General features: G+C 58.8%; 15 protein-coding genes and 4 pseudogenes. 9 read left to right on the top strand and 10 right to left on the bottom strand.

Features of this window, described 5'->3' with window-relative positions:
* Nucleotides 1-16 precede the first annotated feature (16 nt).
* From E6B08_RS19690 to E6B08_RS19660, 7 genes and pseudogenes are all read left to right on the top strand, one after another.
* The gene (locus E6B08_RS19690) at nt 17-934 is read left to right on the top strand and encodes an ABC transporter permease (RefSeq protein WP_136915572.1); all 918 of its coding nucleotides are present in this window, start codon (nt 17-19) and stop codon (nt 932-934) included.
* On the top strand, nt 931-1,740 hold the full coding sequence (locus tag E6B08_RS19685) for an ABC transporter permease (RefSeq protein ID WP_028699712.1): 810 nt from the start codon (nt 931-933) through the stop codon (nt 1,738-1,740). The genes E6B08_RS19690 and E6B08_RS19685 overlap by 4 nt, the downstream gene beginning before the upstream one ends.
* A 28-nt stretch (nt 1,741-1,768) precedes the next feature.
* The gene (locus tag E6B08_RS19680) at nt 1,769-2,857 is read left to right on the top strand and encodes an ABC transporter ATP-binding protein (RefSeq protein WP_075045745.1); all 1,089 of its coding nucleotides are present in this window, start codon (nt 1,769-1,771) and stop codon (nt 2,855-2,857) included.
* A gap of 86 nt (nt 2,858-2,943) precedes the next feature.
* A complete protein-coding gene (locus E6B08_RS19675; protein ID WP_075045744.1) occupies nt 2,944-3,336 on the top strand; it encodes a hypothetical protein in 393 nt (130 codons plus the stop codon).
* Between the two features lie 314 nt (nt 3,337-3,650).
* Nucleotides 3,651-4,862, top strand: a complete 1,212-nt coding sequence (locus tag E6B08_RS19670; protein WP_016488019.1) for a M24 family metallopeptidase — start codon at nt 3,651-3,653, stop codon at nt 4,860-4,862.
* 81 nt (nt 4,863-4,943) lie between these two features.
* Entirely contained in the window at nt 4,944-6,176 is a 1,233-nt protein-coding gene (locus E6B08_RS19665) for a CynX/NimT family MFS transporter (protein ID WP_136915571.1), read from the top strand.
* A 203-nt stretch (nt 6,177-6,379) separates the two neighbouring features.
* A pseudogene (locus tag E6B08_RS19660) lies at nt 6,380-6,499 on the top strand (IS5/IS1182 family transposase); the annotation flags it as partial.
* Between the two features lie 98 nt (nt 6,500-6,597).
* On the opposite strand, the gene E6B08_RS19655 reads toward E6B08_RS19660, so the two are convergent.
* The gene (locus E6B08_RS19655; RefSeq protein WP_136915570.1) at nt 6,598-6,906 is read right to left on the bottom strand and encodes a DUF202 domain-containing protein; all 309 of its coding nucleotides are present in this window, start codon (nt 6,904-6,906) and stop codon (nt 6,598-6,600) included.
* Nucleotides 6,907-6,917: 11 nt separating this feature from the next.
* A complete protein-coding gene (locus tag E6B08_RS19650; RefSeq protein ID WP_084785226.1) occupies nt 6,918-7,298 on the bottom strand; it encodes a YidH family protein in 381 nt (126 codons plus the stop codon).
* A 149-nt stretch (nt 7,299-7,447) separates the two neighbouring features.
* Here E6B08_RS19650 and E6B08_RS30875 point away from each other — a divergent pair, with 149 nt between their 5' ends.
* The gene (locus tag E6B08_RS30875) at nt 7,448-7,783 is read left to right on the top strand and encodes a hypothetical protein (RefSeq protein ID WP_192938567.1); all 336 of its coding nucleotides are present in this window, start codon (nt 7,448-7,450) and stop codon (nt 7,781-7,783) included.
* 10 nt (nt 7,784-7,793) lie between these two features.
* On the opposite strand, the pseudogene E6B08_RS19640 reads toward E6B08_RS30875, so the two are convergent.
* The 8 genes and pseudogenes from E6B08_RS19640 to E6B08_RS30965 all read right to left on the bottom strand — a co-directional run bounded on the left by E6B08_RS19640 (nt 7,794) and on the right by E6B08_RS30965 (nt 15,673).
* Nucleotides 7,794-8,783: pseudogene (locus E6B08_RS19640) on the bottom strand (IS5 family transposase).
* 220 nt (nt 8,784-9,003) lie between these two features.
* Nucleotides 9,004-9,682 (bottom strand): annotated as a pseudogene (locus E6B08_RS19635) (TauD/TfdA dioxygenase family protein); the annotation flags it as partial.
* Nucleotides 9,683-9,696: 14 nt separating this feature from the next.
* A pseudogene (locus E6B08_RS19630) lies at nt 9,697-10,441 on the bottom strand (quinone oxidoreductase family protein); the annotation flags it as partial.
* A 44-nt stretch (nt 10,442-10,485) separates the two neighbouring features.
* Nucleotides 10,486-11,826, bottom strand: a complete 1,341-nt coding sequence (locus tag E6B08_RS19625; RefSeq protein WP_136915569.1) for an OprD family outer membrane porin — start codon at nt 11,824-11,826, stop codon at nt 10,486-10,488.
* Between the two features lie 117 nt (nt 11,827-11,943).
* A complete protein-coding gene (locus E6B08_RS19620) occupies nt 11,944-13,125 on the bottom strand; it encodes a M20 aminoacylase family protein (RefSeq protein ID WP_060494675.1) in 1,182 nt (393 codons plus the stop codon).
* Nucleotides 13,126-13,156: 31 nt separating this feature from the next.
* A complete protein-coding gene (locus tag E6B08_RS19615) occupies nt 13,157-14,458 on the bottom strand; it encodes an MFS transporter (RefSeq protein ID WP_136915568.1) in 1,302 nt (433 codons plus the stop codon).
* Nucleotides 14,459-14,752: 294 nt separating this feature from the next.
* Nucleotides 14,753-15,511 (bottom strand): LysR family transcriptional regulator, encoded by a 759-nt coding sequence (locus tag E6B08_RS19610; RefSeq protein ID WP_202877478.1) that lies wholly within the window; start codon nt 15,509-15,511, stop codon nt 14,753-14,755.
* Between the two features lie 9 nt (nt 15,512-15,520).
* Nucleotides 15,521-15,673, bottom strand: a complete 153-nt coding sequence (locus E6B08_RS30965; protein ID WP_202877477.1) for a LysR family transcriptional regulator — start codon at nt 15,671-15,673, stop codon at nt 15,521-15,523.
* 545 nt (nt 15,674-16,218) lie between these two features.
* On the opposite strand from E6B08_RS30965, the gene E6B08_RS19605 reads away from it, so the two are divergent.
* Entirely contained in the window at nt 16,219-17,067 is an 849-nt protein-coding gene (locus E6B08_RS19605) for a transporter substrate-binding domain-containing protein (RefSeq protein ID WP_136915567.1), read from the top strand.
* Nucleotide 17,068 lies beyond the last annotated feature (1 nt).

Genomic DNA, 17,068 nt, shown 5'->3' with positions numbered 1-17,068 from the left:
ACATAGGAGCGGCGTAATGATTTCGAACAAGCTATCGCCCCCACTGCCCGCCAGTGAGGAGCCTGCACGCACGCGTGGGCAGTTCGGCAAGCGCACCTGGCGCTTACCGGGGTATGGGCTGATCCTGTCGCTGCCGATAGTGGTCTGGCAGTTACTGTTTTTTGTAGCGCCCTTGCTGTTTCTGCTGACCATCAGTTTTTGGCTGGTGCGCAACTTTCGCATGGTCCCTGCGTTCGAGTGGCTGAACTGGAAGTACCTGTTCAGCCGCGAGTACTTCTGGGATGCCTACTTGCACACCTGGGCGATGGCGGCGGGGGCCAGTGTGCTGATCAGTGCCGTAGCCTTTCCGTGCGCCTATACCATTGCCTTCAAGTTCCGCGAATCGACCCGGCAATGGTTGGTGCTGTTGTTGATCACGCCATTTTTTACCAGTTACCTAGTGCGCACCTATTCCTGGCAAGTCTTTCTCAGTGACCAGGGGCTGCTCAATAGCGCCCTGGCGTTGCTGGGGATTGGGCCGTTGCCCTTGCTCAATACCAGTTTTGGTAGCTATGTGGGTTACTTCACCCTGTGCCTGCCGCTGGTGGTGTTGCTGCAGTTGTTCAGCCTCATGTACATCGACCGCACGCTGATCGAAGCTGCCCACAACTTGCGCGCGGGCCGTCTGCGCACGGTATTTGGGGTAGTGATTCCATCGGCGCGGGTCGGCATCGTCATCGCCGCACTGTTCTGTTTCATCATGACCTTCGGTGACTTTGTCAGCCCGCTCTATCTGGGGGGCGGCCAACCACCAACCTTGAGCACCCTGATTACCGACACGACCAAATCGGGGCAGCAATGGCCACGCGCGGCGGTTATTGCCACGACGATGATCGTGACCTTGCTGGCCACGGCGTTCCTGATGGTTCGCCACGCCTACAGGAGGCGCGCATGAACGAACACCGTGTCATCAACTTCATGCTGCGCAGCTTCGTCGTCCTGGTGTTCTTGTTCATCCTCACGCCTATCATTGGCAGCTTCGTGTTTTCCTTCAACGTCGACCGCTTCCCATCCTTGCCCCTGGGTGGCTTCAGTTTGCGCTGGTACGAAGCGATTGCCGCCGACCCGCAAGTCTGGCAAGCCTTCAACAACAGCCTGGTCGTCGGTGTGGTGGTATCGCTGGTTTCCACGCTGCTGGGCTTCACTGCCGCCTATACCGACTTTCGTTATCACTTTTTTGGCAAGTCGGTGTACATGGCATTGGCACTGCTGCCTCCTACCATTCCGGTGGTGATTCTGGGCCTGGCGATGCTCGCGTTCTTGTCGCGAATCGGCCTGTCCGGCGAGCTGTATGCCGTCATGATCTGCCACATCGTCATGTGCTCACCATTCGCCATGGCGGTGATTCGCATGCGCCTGGCGCAGATGGACCCGCAACTGGAGGCCGCCGCCTGGAACCTGAGCGCCAGCCAATGGCAGGCCATGCGCTACGTGATCCTGCCGTTCACCGCCCCGAGCATTTTCGCCGCACTGTTCGTGACCATGGCCGTGTCGTTCGACGAGTTCGCGGTGGCCTGGTTCGTTTCGGGCCTTAACGAGACAGTCCCGGTACGCATCCTCAATACTTTGCAAGGGCAGGTCAGCCCGACCATCAATGCGATAGGCACGATCGTTTTCATCACCACGATCACGCTGACGATCGTTGCCCAGGTTTTGCTCATGCGCCGGCAGAAGAAACCGGCTGACGGCAAAAAAAGCTGAACATCCCATGCCGACGCAGGAGCTCCCCATGACTCAACCGTTAGTGGTATTCGATAACGTGACCAAACACTTCGGCAGTTACGTCGCTGTCGAACCGATGAACCTGGAAATCTACAAGGGCGAGTTCGTCGCGATCATGGGCTCCAGTGGCTGTGGTAAAACCACCACGCTGCGCATGCTTGCCGGGCTCGACAAGCCCAGCAGCGGTGAAATTCGCTTGAACGGCGAGCGCGTCAACGACCTGTATTCCTGGCAAAGGGACACCCCGCTGGTGTGGCAGAACCTGGCGCTGTTCCCCTTTCTGAGCGTGCTTGAAAACGTTGAGTTCGGTTTGCGCATGCGCGGCATGGGCAAAGCTGAACGGCGCAAAAAAGCCCTGCACTGGCTAGAGCGCCTGGACCTGGGCGAGTTTGCCAACCGTGATATCAGCATGCTTTCTGGCGGGCAACGGCAGCGGGTGGCGCTGGCGCGTTCACTGGTCACCGAGCCCCCGATACTGCTGCTGGACGAACCGCTCAGTGCCCTCGATGCGCACTTGAGCGTGCGCATGCAGGCGGTGTTGACTGGGTTGCAGAAGGACCTTGGCATCACCTTCGTCTATGTCACCCACAGCCAATCCGAAGCCTTCGCCATGGCTGACCGCGTGGTGATCATGAGCCGTGGCCGGGTTGAGCAGATTGGCACGCCCAAGGATATTTTCTTCGAACCGCACAACCGTTTTGTCGCTGAATTCGTCGGCGGCAAGAACATGCTTGGCGGCGTTGTGCTTGGCTTCGACGACACCGGGCTGGTGCAACTGGACTCGGCGTATGGTCGCTTTCTGGCACGCTTGCCCGAAGACCGATCTGTTGCGGTAGGGGAAGAGGTCACCCTGTGCATCAGTGCCGAACATATCAACCTCGCCGCGCAACCGACCACAGCCAGCCGCCTGGCGTGTACCGTGATGGGGGAGGAATTCATTGGGTCAATGGTCAACATATACCTGGAAGCCGCCAACGGGCTGGAACTGCAAGTGCAGAAGCCGTACGCGGATTACGACCTACTTGGGCTCAAGAGCGGGCAGAGGGTGCATGTCGGGTGGGACGATGCGCGGGCGCTGATTTTACGTGGCAATTAGAGGTCGATATCTGACATCTGCGCAGGGGCGGCAGCGTGGACAATTGTAGACGTACCCACGCCCAGTTGACCCGAAGGAGGCAGTACATGCAGCAATTGACTGAAACCAGCGAAAACCTGGCCAGCGCCGTGCGTATTGGCTTCCTGCTGGCCGAAGGGTTCGATTTCTATGCCTTGGCCGCTGCGCTGGAACCCTTGCGCCAAGCCAACGACGTGGCCCGCTGCGTGGTCTGCGAATGGCAGATACTGAGCCTTGAGGGCCAGCCGCTGAAGGCCAACAATGGCATCGTGGCGGCCACCTTGCAACTGAGCCAGGCCAAGCCCCTCGATGTGCTGATTCTGTGCCTTGGCAGTGAATTGCAGTTGTGTACCGACGACAGTGTCCGCGAATCGCTGGCGCTGCTGACCAAACCGACCTGCCGCACGCTCGATGTCGGCGAATTGGCCGAATTGATCAGCGTTGCCCGGTTGTCCCCGTAGCGCGTGTTCACCCGCTACCAGAGCTGAACCTGCCTCGATAATTATATTGATCCGCGCCTGCAATGGGTGCGACATCGCGCGCTTCTCTCCTTCATTCCCCCTCATCCATACCTCTGCCTGTTCTTGCCGCAGCGAGGCCTGTACGGCAGTGGCGGGCAATATTGTCCTTTCCACAGCGGCGTTTACAGCAAGGCGGATCTGATCATCTAGGGGTCGGATTCGCGCAAAAAAGGCCGCCTTTTATCTGTTCGAATGATCTCCAGTGGCACCCAAAACAGGGCCTCTCTACTGATCACCTACCAAGGAGTGAAGACATGCAAATGCCGAAAACAATACAGATTCAAAACGGCGAAAAAGTTAAGCCGACGTTCTCGCACCAGGAATACGCCAACCGTCAATCCAAGTTGCGCAGCTATCTGGCCCAGAACAATATCGACGCCGCCGTCTTCACGTCTTATCACAACATCAACTACTACAGCGATTTCCTGTATTGCTCGTTTGGCCGTCCTTATGCCCTTGTGGTGACTCAGGACGCCGTGGTGTCGATCAGCGCTAACATCGACGGTGGCCAGCCATGGCGGCGTACCGTGGGCACCGAAAACATCATCTACACTGACTGGCAGCGCGATAACTACTTTGTCGCGATTCAACAAGCCTTGCCCAAGGCCGGACGTATCGGGATCGAGTTCGACCACTTGAACCTGGTCAACCGCGACAAATTGGCCAGCCGTTATCCCCAGGCCGAGCTGGTGGACGTCGCCGCGCCATGCATGCGCATGCGCATGATCAAGTCGGCTGAAGAACACGCCATCATTCGTCACGGTGCCCGCGTTGCCGATATCGGTGGTGCTGCGGTGGTTGAGGCTCTGCGTGACCAGGTGCCTGAGTACGAAGTGGCGCTGCATGCCACCCAGGCCATGGTCCGTGAAATTGCCCGTACTTTCCCCGATTCCGAACTGATGGACACCTGGACCTGGTTCCAGTCTGGTATCAACACCGATGGCGCGCATAACCCGGTAACCTCTCGCAAGGTCAATAAGGGCGACATTCTGAGCCTCAACTGCTTCCCGATGATCGCCGGTTACTACACCGCGCTGGAGCGCACGTTGTTCCTCGACCATTGCTCCGATGAGCACCTGCGCCTGTGGGAGGTCAACGTCAAGGTCCACGAGGCCGGACTGAAGCTGATCAAGCCAGGCATGCGTTGCAGCGATATTGCCCATCAGTTGAACGAGATTTTCCTCGAGCACGACTTGCTGCAATACCGCACCTTCGGTTATGGCCATTCGTTCGGCACCCTGAGCCATTATTACGGCCGTGAAGCTGGTCTTGAGCTGCGCGAAGACATCGACACCGTGCTGGAACCTGGCATGGTCGTGTCCATCGAGCCGATGATCATGCTGCCCGAAGGGCTGCCGGGTGCGGGTGGTTACCGCGAGCATGATATTCTGATCGTCAATGAAAACGGCGCTGAAAACATCACCAAGTTCCCATACGGCCCAGAACACAACATCATCAAGAAGTAACCGAGCAAGCCGCACAGGAAACTGTGCGGCTTTTTTTATCAGTATGTCGTTGTCCATGCCCAAGGTTCAAGGAGGACATGTGTGGAGTACACTACAGCGCACGCTCGCAATGAACGGGGGCTGCCGCAACCTTGCAAAATTGCCAAGGGTTCGCGGCTTTTTTATTTCGCCTGCAGCATCATTTTCGTAGCCTTCAACCTTCGCACTGCATACCCAAGCCTCGGCGCTGTGCTTGCCGATATATCCAGCGACCTAGGCCTGACGCCTGCCGTCGCCAGTGCAATTACCACGCTGCCTGTACTTTGCCTGGGGTTGTTCGCGCCCGTGGCGCCCTGGCTTGCCCGCAAAATAGGCACAGAGCGCACGATATTGGTATTGATGGTGGCATTGTCCGTAGGGCTATTGATACGTGGCGCCGGGAACGTCAGCGGCCTGGTGGTCGGTTCGATCGTCATTGGCAGCGCCATCGCAATCATCAATGTATTGCTCCCTGGGCTTATCAAACGCGACTTCGCCAAGATCACCGGGCTGATGGCCGGCCTCTACTCCATGGCGCTGTTGAGCGGGGCGGCGACTGCCGCAGGGTTCACCCTGGCGCTGCAAAGCACCTTGGGCGGTGGCTGGACGACGGCGTTGGCGCTGTGGTCAGTGCCGGCAGCGGCAGCCTGTGCCTGCTGGCTTTTCCAACTGCCCAAGGGCAGTGCGCTGGCACCCAAGGCTGCGCCGCGCGTACGAGGGGTGTGGCGCTGCGCGCTAGCCTGGCAACTCACGCTGTTCATGGTGCTGCAATCGATGTATTCGTTTACCGTGTTTGGCTGGCTCGCCCCGTTTCTGAATGGGCGGGGGATGACACCGCTGGAGTCCAGCGTCATCGTCTCCAGTTCAATCCTGCTACAAATGGTCGCTTGTCTGTTCGGGCCGCTGATAGCCACACGCTTGCCGAATCAATCCTGGTTCAATGTTGTTGTGGTGGTGCTCACCACGGTCGGTTTTCTCGGCTGCCTGTCCGCGCCGCTCGACACGGTATGGCTGTGGGGCGGGGTACAAGGCATCGGGCAAGGTGCCTTGACTTCCATTGCCATCACCATGATTGTGCTGCGCTCGGCAAACGCACAGGTTGCGGCAGAACTTTCGAGCATGGTGCAAGGCGTCGGCTATGGCCTGGGCGCACTCGGGCCGTTGCTAGTCGGGGTGCTTTATACGCCGGTCATTGGCTATGCGCACGTTGAGATATTTCTTAGCGGGGTAGGCGTAGCGATGCTGTATTTCGGATATACCTCAGGTCGACGCCGACTCGTGGCAGCCCGCCATTAGCGCTATCCTCCAGCTGACACCTAGTCACCGGAGCGCTCGGAACATCAAGCGAAGCGGTACAGATCCACTTGGAAATTGACGCAGAAAAGATGAAGCTGCGGCTACAGACTGTCGAGCATCTTTTTGGAACTCCCAAATACTGGATGAGAAGCACCCACTTCCTGGCCAAAGCCCTGTCCAGATCCAACTACCCGATTATCCCGATGAAGCAGATGACCTTCGCCGATGCTGAGTCCGCCGGTATGTGTGAGCAGACCCGCAATGAGTTGTTTCTTATCGAGAAGGATCAAGTGATTCCATGGAAGGATTTGATTGCTCTGATTTAGCCGCACTACGCGAAAGTCGAAGGCGGTCTTCCAGCCTATAAACGCGGTTCCCTGGCAGAGCTCGTTGCATAGGGGCGTGCGTGTTTCCTCGGAGATCAGGTGCTCCACCATGTTGCAATGCTCAGCAGCGCAACGCCAAACCCCAATGCCACCACAGCGCCCGGTCGGGAGGCCGAGCTTTCTTCGCGGATGTGCCGCGCTGACCTGCGATAGCCGCCGCCAATCAACAGCGAATAGACGGTGCCGATAGCCACTGCCATGAGCATGAGTGTGGTCATGGCAACGTAATGGGCCAGGGGATGACGAAAAACGATGCATCCCAATACCAAGGTAGACAGCACCGTGCGCTCCCAGGTCAACGCCGTGGGCTCGGGCTGCAGGCCTTGGTCGTCATGCAGGGGCATGTTGGGTGTCCTCAAGGCAGCAACAGCAGGGTGGAAACGATCAGCCCGAACAAGCCCAGCAGCGGTGCCAGGATCGGGTACGGAAGCGCTTGCCGATGACGCAGGGCGCGCTCGACGTTGAGCCAACGTAGGGTCGCATTGACGCTCACTAGCAACGCCATGCCAGTCAGGGCATGGGACAGCAGCGTTTGTGGGCGGCCGGCCAACAGCTCCAGCGGCAGTGCATCCAGTGCGATGCCGCTGGCTAGCAGGGCAAGGGCCGTGCGGATCCAGGCCAGAAAGGTGCGTTCATTGGCGAGCGTGAAGCGTGGGTCGGGCTCGCATCCATCGGCCAGTGCAAAGACCTGACGGAATCTGGATTTAAACGATTTTTCAGCGGGTGGATGCTGCATGGCAACAAACCTTCTATTTAAACGCCGGTGTTGTACGGTCGATTGACCGCCTGCGTTGGCATTCTGAATGGTTTTGTTTGTCTGGCTAGGTCAGTTCTTGCTGAATGCTATGCACTTCTTGGCAACGGCCTTGCTAAAAAAGCACAGCGTTGCTCGAATATCTGCATAGCCCACACATTGGGCGGTTGGCTAAGGTCAGGCTGGGTAAAGCATCCGACCAATTATATTTTAAAGAGGTGAACTATATGGCGTCCGGGAAACTGCACTCCGCGCAAAACGTGCCACTGCCTTTCGGTGGTGACGACATAAAATCCATGATCGGCCGTAAAGTCTGGAACGTGCTGGGTACTTCGTATTGGCCGATTCTTGGCGGGGATGATCAAAGCAGTTTTGCCTGGTTGACCTATGACCCGCCCGGCAGCTTCATACCGCCGCATACGCACCCTATCCAGGATGTGCATGTGTTCGTCCTGGAAGGCGAGTAGCGATAACAAACTATGGTGCGCAGCACAGATTTAGGTATCTGCCCATCAGTTTCTTGCGCACCATCCACAGATTCGACAGGGCAAACAGCGTGGTCAGATGAACCGTGTTTTTCACCTAACCACGGATCCGGGTTTTCACATGGACGAACTGACGCTTGATCATCCGAAACGGGTGTTCGACCTTGGCTCGGGTCTGTGCTTTTACCCGCTCGATCTCGCGCTTGGTCTTGTAGATCAGGCTGCGCTTTCTCAGCTTCGTGTACGTACTGCGACGCGCTGCAATCTGCCAGATCACCTTGCGGCCTTCATGCTCTTCCCGCTTTTCAACACCGGTATACCCCGCGTCGGCATAGACCGCGTTCTCGTCACCGTGCAGCAGTTCAGTCACTTGCGTCACATCTGCGACATTGGCCGCAGCACCCTGGACGTGATGCACCAGGCTCGATTCTACATCGGCACCGATGTGGGCTTTCATGCTAAAAAAGTACTGATTCCCTTTCTTGGTCTGATGCATTTCAGGGTCACGTTTGCCTTCTTTGTTCTTGGTCGAACTGGGGGCGTGGATGTTTGTGGCGTCGACGATGGTGCCTTGGCGAAGCGACAGACCTTTGTCCTGCCAGTAGCGATTGATTACGTCCAGGATGCCCGCTGCCAGTTGGTGTTTCTCCAGAAGGTGCCGGAAGTTCATGATCGTGGTGTCTTCAGGGATCGGAGCGCTGAGCGTCAGTCGAGCGAACTGGCGCATCGAGGTGATTTCGTACAGGGCCTCTTCCATGGCTGGATCACTGAGAGAAAACCAGTTCTGCAGCAGATGAATGCGCAGCATGGTCTCTAGCGGATAGGGCTTGCGACCACCGCCAGCCTTTGGGTAATGCGGCTCGATCAGTGCCATCAGGCCGCTCCACGGAACAACTTGCTCCATCTCGGCCAGTAAGCACTCTCGACGGGTCTGCTTGCGTTTGCCGGCGTACTCGAAATCGGAAAAGCTCATCTGACTCATGGGACTGGCTGTAGCTCGTGGTGGAGTGGTGGGCTATTTCAGCACAGCAGGCGGGAGCTGTGCTGAAACTCGATCGGAGAATCCTTAAGGATTTTATTTTCTCGCGGTTTCCTGATAGGTCTGAATTTCAAGGTTTGTGACAGCTTTGAGAAATTGTCTGGATGAGTTGGAGCCCAGTGTTTAAGGCTCTGAGATAACAGGTGTTATTGTCGAAAACCTTCAGATAGCGAAGCAACTCAGAAGGGCCCGGATTGTAGTCCTGGCCAAAGCGAGCCCGGTCGTGGGTGTGGTAGTTGCTGAAGTGGGTGGTGAAGCAAATGACGACCAGCACCTTCTCACCAGTTTCAGGGTGCGTGCGCACCACAGGATGCTCGGCATCCGGGTAGCGATCCTTGAGCGCCAGGCGTTTTTCGATCGGCATGGCCGCGCCGAAACTGGCCTCGATGCTGTGCCGGGCGCACAGGCCTTGAACCTTGGCTTTTACGTCCGCTGGCAGGCGCTCGTAGGCCACCACTATGTTCGCCCATTAGGTGTCGCCGCCCGCGGGCAGGCATTCCAGGCAGCGGAGCACCCATGGAAGGGCTTTCGCGTCAGGTGGTGTCAGTGTGCCTGGCGTTCTTGTAGCGGTCCACCAGGGTTCCCGGTGATTTGTGGATCTGCACCAGGCCAGGGTAGTCCGGGTGGCTGCCGACCACCGGGTGATCTTCCCGCTCGGCGAAGCACCGGGCGAACGCCACATACTCGGCGTGGCTGATGTCCCGATTGCGCAGGAACAGCACTCGGTGCTTGAGCAGTTGCTGGCGAATTTCGGCGAACAGCCCAACGTCATGGATGGCGTCGGCCAGGTTCAGGCCAACCAGTTCGGCACCGATGGTGCAGGTCAATTGTTCGACTTGCATGATGTGGCCCGCCCTTAGATGCAGAAGATCGATGAGCCGGTGGTCTTGTGTGCTTCAAGGTCGCGATGGGCTTGCACGGCATCCTTTAGCTCGTAGCGCTGGTTGATTCCATCTTGAAGCGGCCACTGCTGACATGGTCAAACAGCTCGCCGGCCATGGCGGCTTTTTCGGCGGGGTCGGCAATGTAGTCGGCCTGGGCCGGGCGGGTCAGCATCAGCGAGCCTTTGATCGCCAGGATCTGTGGGGCGAATGGCTCGATGGTGCCGGAGGAGGTGCCTACACAGACCATCAGGCCTCGGCGATTAAGGGAGTCCAGCGAGCCCATGAAGGTACTGCGCCCGACACTGTCGAACACCACGTTGACGCCCACGCCGTCTGTCAGCTCGCGCACGCGCTTGGCTACATCTTCGTGGCTGTAGTTGATGATGTGGCTGCAGTTATGTGCACGAGCCAGCTTGGCCTCGGTCGACACGGTGCCGATCACGTTCAGGCCGAGCAGCTTGGCCCATTGCGAGACGAGCAGGCCGACACCGCCGGCGGCGGCGTGCAGCAGGATGCTGTCACCCGGCTTGAAGTCGTACAGGTGGCGCAGCAGGTATGACGTGGTGAGGCCGCGCATGGTCATGGCTGCGGCAGTTTCGCAGCTGATGCCAGCAGGCAGCTTGATTAGCGGCGCGGCGGGGATGACGCGCTCGGTGCTGTAGGCGCCTAGGGTATTGATGAAGCCGTAGAGGTGACGCGGTCACCGACGGCGACGTTCAGGGCTACCACCACGACTTGGCTATGGCGCCGCGTCCACCTGTTCAGAAGATCTTGAAGGGCACGTTGACGATCAACCGAAACTCCTCGATGTTACCTTCGGCCTGATACTCACTGGCGCGGTGCCACACATACCCGCTGACTATGCTGGCCCCCGTCAAGCTGCCCGACTGGACCACATAATTGACGAAAGCCCCGACTTCATAGTGGCTTTCGTCGCTTTGCTTGAGTACCGACGAATAGATGCCGTTGGCCCCACCGTCATAGTGAGTGCCATCGATACCCCAGCCCTTGATGTACCACAGGTTGGTCTTGAAACCCGGCAGGCCGTAGGCGGCAAAGTCGTTAATGTAGTTGATTTGGAATGAGCGTTCGTTCGGGCCGTTGTAGAACGACAACTGGGTATTGGGCAGGTTGATCGCGTTGGTTTCGATCACGTAGTCGAAAAATTCATCACCCTTGATCTGCTGCAAACCCAGTTTCAAGCTGTGGTTCTTGTACTTGGGTGTCACGCTGATGCCATACGCCTGCTGCTCGATCTTGCCAGCCACCTCCTGCCCGCTGGATTGTGTGTTGTAGAAATCGAACTGCACGTCGGTGCTGATCGTGTCGCCCTTGAATTGCCTGCCAAGGCCCACGTATTCGCGGTCCCAGATGTCTTCGAAACGGGAAGCATAGAGGCTGGCGCGCCAACCGCTCTTGGCCAGGTAATCGGCACCCGCGTAAGCGACCCAGTCGCCGCTGACTCGGCGCGAGCCGAAACTTGGGCTCAAGTCCTGGCTGCCGGCACCGGTTCGTGGCGTGGCTTTGTCGAAGTAGCCGGACTTGACCGTCAGCCCCTCTATTTCGTGGCTTTCAAGTGATACCCCATCGTAGGACGACGGCAGTGTTCGAGTGTCGGCATACGCCATGACGGGTGTCTTGACCTGATGCCTGCCAACTTTCAGGACGGTGTCCGAGACGTTGAACTTCAGCAGTGCAATGCCCAGTTTGCTCCAGTCATCGACCACGTTACCGTCCTTGTCCACCAACAGCCGATTGCTGCCGCCTGCGGTTGCCAGTTTGCCGCGCTCGAGCGCCATGGCCGAGTACAGCGACAGATCCAGGCCAAAGCCGACCATGCCTTGAGTAAACCCGGAAACATAATCGAGCTTGAACCCTTCCAGCCATGCCGTGCGGTCACGCACCGGGCGGCGTCCTTCGGATGTCTGGGCGTAATAGTAAGTGTCTTTGCTGGCGATCTCGTGGGAGTACCATTGGCGGGTATTGAGGGTCAGCGAACTGTCCTCTATAAAGCCAGCCTCTTTGGCCTCGGCGATCATCGGCGTCAAAATGAACACGGCCGAAAGCCCTACGACCACTTGGGTCGAACGAACGGTATGCATAACGTCCTTCCTTATGGATCTTTTTATTGTTGTGAAGGTGCAATCACGCTCGGTCGCCGCGAATGATGTTTGCGACCCAAGGGCGCTCTGCGCATCGGCGAAGAGCGCCCACGCCTTTCAGCTGTGCAGGTAACCCTGGACTAACGCCACCCAGCAGGTGGCCCCCAGTGGAATGACGCGGTCATTGAAGTCGTAATGATCGTTGTGCACCGAACAGCCGGTGAACTCGCCATTGCCATTGCCGAGGACGAAATAACAACCCGGCCTTGCGTTGAGCATCCAGGCGAAGTCTTCGCTGCCCATCAACCGCACCGGCATTTGCTTGAGCACGTTCTCAGCGCCCAATACCGCCTCGACCACGGTGCGCAAGCGTTCGGTCTCGGCTTCGCTGTTGACCAGCACCGGGGCCAGCAACTGGTAGTCGATCTCAGCGCTGACCCCGTAACTGGCGGCTTGGCCGGCGACGATTTCGCGGATGCGCCGCTCCACCAACGCGCGGATTTTTGGCGTGGCGGTACGCACGCTTACTTGCAGGCAAGCCGTTTGCGGGATGATGTTGTAGGCGCTACCGGCGTGCACGGTACCGACCGTGATCACGGCCGCATCGTCCGCGGCAAGGTTGCGTGAGACCACGGTCTGCAAGGCGCCGATGATTGCGCCCAGCGCGGGAACCGGGTCGATTGCCCGCTCGGGCATTGCGCCATGCCCGCCGCGCCCGTTAAGGGTGATGGTCACACGCTCCGAAGAGGCCATGAAGCCGCCGCTTTGCACCACGGCTTGGCCAACTTCAAGGCCAGGCATGTTGTGGTAGGCGTACACCGCGTCGCAAGGAAAGCGCTTGAACAGGTCATCCTCGATCATCAGCTTGGCCCCGGCCAAGCCTTCCTCATCGGGCTGGAAAATCAGGTTCAATGTGCCATCGAAGCTCGCCGAACGCGCCAGTTGTTCGGCGGCGGCCAGCAAGGTAGCAGTGTGGCCATCATGACCGCAGGCGTGCATGCGCCCTGGGTGCTGGCTGGCCCACGGCAGGCCGTTTTTTTCCAGAATTGGCAGGGCGTCCATGTCGGCGCGGATACCCAGGCTACGCTCGCCGTCGCCGCGCCTCAGCACGCCCACCACGCCGTGGCCGCCGATACCGGTGTGAACCTCGTAGCCCCAGCCGCCGAGCATCTCGGCAACCAGCGCTGAAGTGCGCGGGGTGTCGCCGCCCAGCTCGGGCGCGCGGTGAATGTCCTGGCGGATCAGGGCGAAATGGGCTGCGCTGTCTTGCAGTTCATTGATGATCTTGAAAATGCTCATGGCTGAGTCCTTATTGGCGAATGAGTGAGGTTCAGGCGCGGCCTGGGTGTTCAGGGAACAGCCGCAGCGCGGCCAGGCTCAGCGCTACGGCGCCAATCAGGTAGGCCGCCGGCGTCAGCGGGTTGCCGGTCAGGCCGATCAGCCAGGTCACCAGCAGCGGCGAAAAACCACCGAACAGGGTGACGCCGAAGCTGTAGATGATCGACATGCCGGTCACACGTTGCTCACGTGGGAAGGCTTCCATCAGCAGGGACATGAACGGTCCGATGCCGACGGCCAGCGGCATAATCAACAGCACGATGGCCAGCATCATCAGCAGCGAATTGCCACTGCCCAACAGCAGGAAGGAGGGGTAGACCATAATCAGCGGCATGCCCATGGTCCAATACAGCATTGGCTTGCGGCGGGGCATGCGGTCAGCCACGCGCGCAGCGATCGGCGGCATGATCGCCAGCAGGGCGCTGGCCAAGCCGACCAGGGCGAAGGCGGTGCTGGCTGGATACTGCAGGGTACGAATCAGGTAGGTCGGCATGTAGAACACCACCAGGTACATGCTGACCGTAGAGCTGGCCATCGTCGCGATGCCCAGCAGCAGGGTGCGCCGTTGGGTGTTCAGCAGCTGGCTCAGGGGAGTGGCTGCATCGCCTGGGGCGTGGGTTTCATCCAGGTGGCGGCGAATGTACCAGCCTACCGGGCCGATCAGCAGGCCAATCACGAAAGGCACCCTCCAGCCCCAGCCTTCGAGGGCTTCAGGGCTGAGCAGGTGGCTCAGCAGCAGCCCACTGAGGGCAACCAGCAACGCCGCGGCGCCCTGGCTGGCACCCTGCCAACTGACCATGAAGCAGCGGTTTGCGGTGGTGCCGGACTCCATCAGAAACGCCGAGGCAGTGCCCACTTCGCCACCGGCCGAAAGGCCTTGCAGCAGGCGCCCGAACACCAACAGCACGGTGGCACTGATGCCGATGCTGGCATAGGTTGGGCAAAAGGCGATGATTGCGGTGCCGATGGTCATCAGGCCAATGGTCAACGACAAGGCGGCCTTGCGCCCGTGACGGTCAGCGACCCGGCCAATCAACACACCGCCCAGTGGGCGCATCAGAAAGCCCACGGCAAAGGTTGCCAACGACAGCAACAGGCCGGCGAAGGCTGAATCGCTGGGGAAGAACAGTTTGCCGATGATGGCGGCGAAAAAGCTGTAGACCGTGAAATCGTAAATTTCCAGGGCATTGCCCAGGGATGAGGCAATGACCACCCGGCGCATGTCAGGCGAGGTTGGCTGTGCACGTGACTGGTCGGCTGTCGCGGAGGTCGCACTAGCGGTTGTGGTTTTCATTCTGCTTTCCTGAACCCATCTGCTTGTTGTGCCGCCAGTTTTGAGGCTTGCCGGAATATCTGCACTTGGCATTTCTGCAAGGCCCTCACAAACGGTACAGGCGCAGGTGTCCTGCAGCGCTGCGTGGGCAGCCTGCTGGGCAGATTCGACATCATGTGCACCACGCGTGGGCAGAAAGTGTTTCGATTGGTAGCTTGTGCAGTTAATACGGGCCAGAAAAGGCGTGTAATCCGGATGACGCAGAGCTTTGCCGGCGCGTTCCTCAAGGTCTTGAGTATTGGTAAATCCGGGTGCCTAGGGCTGCTGTGTGGCGGTCTCCAGCGACTGGCGCAGCAGGCCGTGTAACAGGCTGGCGGTAGTGGTCAGGTAGCTGCGGTTGATGCACACCAGGTTGATGAAGTAGTCCGGTATCGGCTCTTGTACCTGAACCGTGTGAAAGTGCTTGGACATATCGCTTAAGCCAACCAGGTCATGCCCCAGCGCCGGCTCGCTGATGGGCATCACCGCATCGCTGTCGATCAGCATCTTGACGGCGAGGTTCATGGCCGTGCATTCAATTACCTGACGGGGGCGGGCCAGGGCGCTACCCTGGAACAACTGGTTGAACTGTGACTGCGCATCGCTCAACGGGTCAACGCTTATCCAGGTGGCTTGCTGCAACTGGCGCAGGGATTTGACATGGCGCAGCGGGTGGTCCTTGCGTACCACCACCACGCCCGCGAGCCTGCACAGCGGCTGCCAGTCCAGGCCAACGGTGCTGGCCGGCAGTTGTGAGGTCAAGGCAAAGTCCAGCAAGCCGTCGCGCAGGTGTTGCAGCAGTTGCGTCGGGCGCATTTCCAGTATCCGCAACATGACCTCGGGATGTTTCTGCTGGAATGCCAATAGCACTTGCTTGAGGGGGGCCAGCAGCGCTGTCACCGGGGTAACGCCCACGGTAATCTCGCTGACCACCTGGCCTTTCATGTCTTCGATTTCCTGGCGCGCACGGCGCACGCTCTCCAGTGCTTGGCGGGCATGCCCGAGCATGCGCTGGCCATATTCGGTCAGCTTCATACCCTTGTTTCAGCGCACCAGAAATGTGATGCCCAGTTCACTCTCCAGTTCCTTGATCGCCCGGCTTAGTGCCGACTGAGTGAGGTGCAGGACCGCCGATGCGTCTTGCAGGCTGCCGGTTTCGTGGATGGAGACCAGCGCGCGAAGTTGATGAAGTTTCATTATTTTCCTAGCGATGTAGCTACGCTTTTTACCGGCAAGTGTGCCAGATCGACCCTTTGGGTGAGAAGCACGACTGACCCAGTAAGGCTAGCAGGGCGATTCACTTGCTAGCGTCGAAAGATGAGTCCAGAATCAAGGCTATTCCGCTTCCAGGAATGACGTAAAACCCTTTTCTTTCAACAGCTCGCAGGCCCGATGCGAGTCTCGTTTCCCGCTCCAAATAAAGATCTGCAGAGTTCGCAATGGCTCTGCAGGTTGTGAAGAAAGGGCCTTCGGGCCCTTTTTTCGTTCCTGCCGAAATTGCCGTAAGCCAGTCGTACTTCCCCTCCGGCATCCATTCCCGACCCTCATTCCTGCGCCAGCCACGTGCTGTCGATTTCTGCACCGCACCAAGGCGAACTGCGCCAAAGCGGTGCGCGCCCATTTGCCAATCAGCTGCCCGGCAGCGGTTTATGGCCGCGTAATGGCATTGGCACGCTTCATGCTTTTTTCCCTTTGTTCAAGTTGCTTGAATAAAAATCCTGAGCCATTCAAGGGGAAATACAATGAGGCGTCTTCCGCTCAAAATGCTGTCTCTGTCACTGATCGCGCTGTGCAGCATGTCGATGGCACAGGCAGAAGATCTTCTGCAACGGGTCACGCAGAAGAAACAGATCGTGGTCGCCACCGAGGCACGTTTCGCGCCCTTCGAGTCGGTGGAGAACGGCAAGATCGTCGGTTATGGCGCCGACCTCATGCACTACGTTCTGGATGCAGACCTGCCGGGCGTCAAGGTGCGCCAGTTGGACCTGCCGTTCCAGGGCATTCTCCCAGGCCTGGACACCGGCAAGTTCGACTTCGTCGTGACGTCGGTAACCGTCAACAAGGCGCGCTTCGAACAGTTCGCCTTTACCGTGCCCATCGCCGAGTCCACCGTGGCGTTGCTCAAGCGCGCGGACGATGCCGACATCAATACCCTGAACGACCTCAACGGGCGCGTGATCGGGTCGCAGTCGGGCTCGGGCCAGTTGGCGGTACTGCGCGCGCTCGATGACAAGCTCAAGGCCCAAGGCCAACCAGGCATCAAGACCATCAAGGAGTATGTGGGCTTCGACGAGGCCTACGCCGACCTCGCCAATGGTCGTCTCGATGGCGTGGCGCAGTCGTTGGCCAACCTCGGCCCGCTGATGAAAGCACGCCCAGGCCTGTTCGCCACGTTGCCGGACATGGTCGGACCCACCACCTACTTCGGCTGGGTCGGTCGCAAGGATGCCGACAGTGCCAGCCTGGTCAAGCTGTTCAGCGACGGCATCGCACGTGCAGCCAAGGACGGCACGCTGAAAACGCTGCAGGAAAAATGGTTCGGTTTCACCATGGACCTGCCAACGGACGCCATGCCAGCACCGAGCATCTGAG

The organism is Pseudomonas putida, assembly GCF_005080685.1.
Classification (GTDB): Bacteria; Pseudomonadota; Gammaproteobacteria; order Pseudomonadales; family Pseudomonadaceae; genus Aquipseudomonas; species Aquipseudomonas putida_V.
Note: the sequence above shows the minus strand (reverse complement) of the source record. Positions and strands in the feature narration are given on the sequence as shown.

What these genes read in the sequence shown, in the direction of transcription:
- E6B08_RS19690 (WP_136915572.1), top strand. Translation starts at nt 17, where the DNA reads ATGATTTCGAACAAGCTATCGCCCCCACTGCCCGCCAGTGAGGAGCCT.
- E6B08_RS19685 (WP_028699712.1), top strand. Translation starts at nt 931, where the DNA reads ATGAACGAACACCGTGTCATCAACTTCATGCTGCGCAGCTTCGTCGTC.
- E6B08_RS19680 (WP_075045745.1), top strand. Translation starts at nt 1,769, where the DNA reads ATGACTCAACCGTTAGTGGTATTCGATAACGTGACCAAACACTTCGGC.
- E6B08_RS19675 (WP_075045744.1), top strand. Translation starts at nt 2,944, where the DNA reads ATGCAGCAATTGACTGAAACCAGCGAAAACCTGGCCAGCGCCGTGCGT.
- E6B08_RS19670 (WP_016488019.1), top strand. Translation starts at nt 3,651, where the DNA reads ATGCAAATGCCGAAAACAATACAGATTCAAAACGGCGAAAAAGTTAAG.
- E6B08_RS19655 (WP_136915570.1), bottom strand. Translation starts at nt 6,906, where the DNA reads ATGCCCCTGCATGACGACCAAGGCCTGCAGCCCGAGCCCACGGCGTTG.
- E6B08_RS19650 (WP_084785226.1), bottom strand. Translation starts at nt 7,298, where the DNA reads ATGCAGCATCCACCCGCTGAAAAATCGTTTAAATCCAGATTCCGTCAG.
- E6B08_RS19625 (WP_136915569.1), bottom strand. Translation starts at nt 11,826, where the DNA reads ATGCATACCGTTCGTTCGACCCAAGTGGTCGTAGGGCTTTCGGCCGTG.
- E6B08_RS19620 (WP_060494675.1), bottom strand. Translation starts at nt 13,125, where the DNA reads ATGAGCATTTTCAAGATCATCAATGAACTGCAAGACAGCGCAGCCCAT.
- E6B08_RS19615 (WP_136915568.1), bottom strand. Translation starts at nt 14,458, where the DNA reads ATGAAAACCACAACCGCTAGTGCGACCTCCGCGACAGCCGACCAGTCA.
- E6B08_RS19610 (WP_202877478.1), bottom strand. Translation starts at nt 15,511, where the DNA reads ATGAAGCTGACCGAATATGGCCAGCGCATGCTCGGGCATGCCCGCCAA.
- E6B08_RS30965 (WP_202877477.1), bottom strand. Translation starts at nt 15,673, where the DNA reads ATGAAACTTCATCAACTTCGCGCGCTGGTCTCCATCCACGAAACCGGC.
- E6B08_RS19605 (WP_136915567.1), top strand. Translation starts at nt 16,219, where the DNA reads ATGAGGCGTCTTCCGCTCAAAATGCTGTCTCTGTCACTGATCGCGCTG.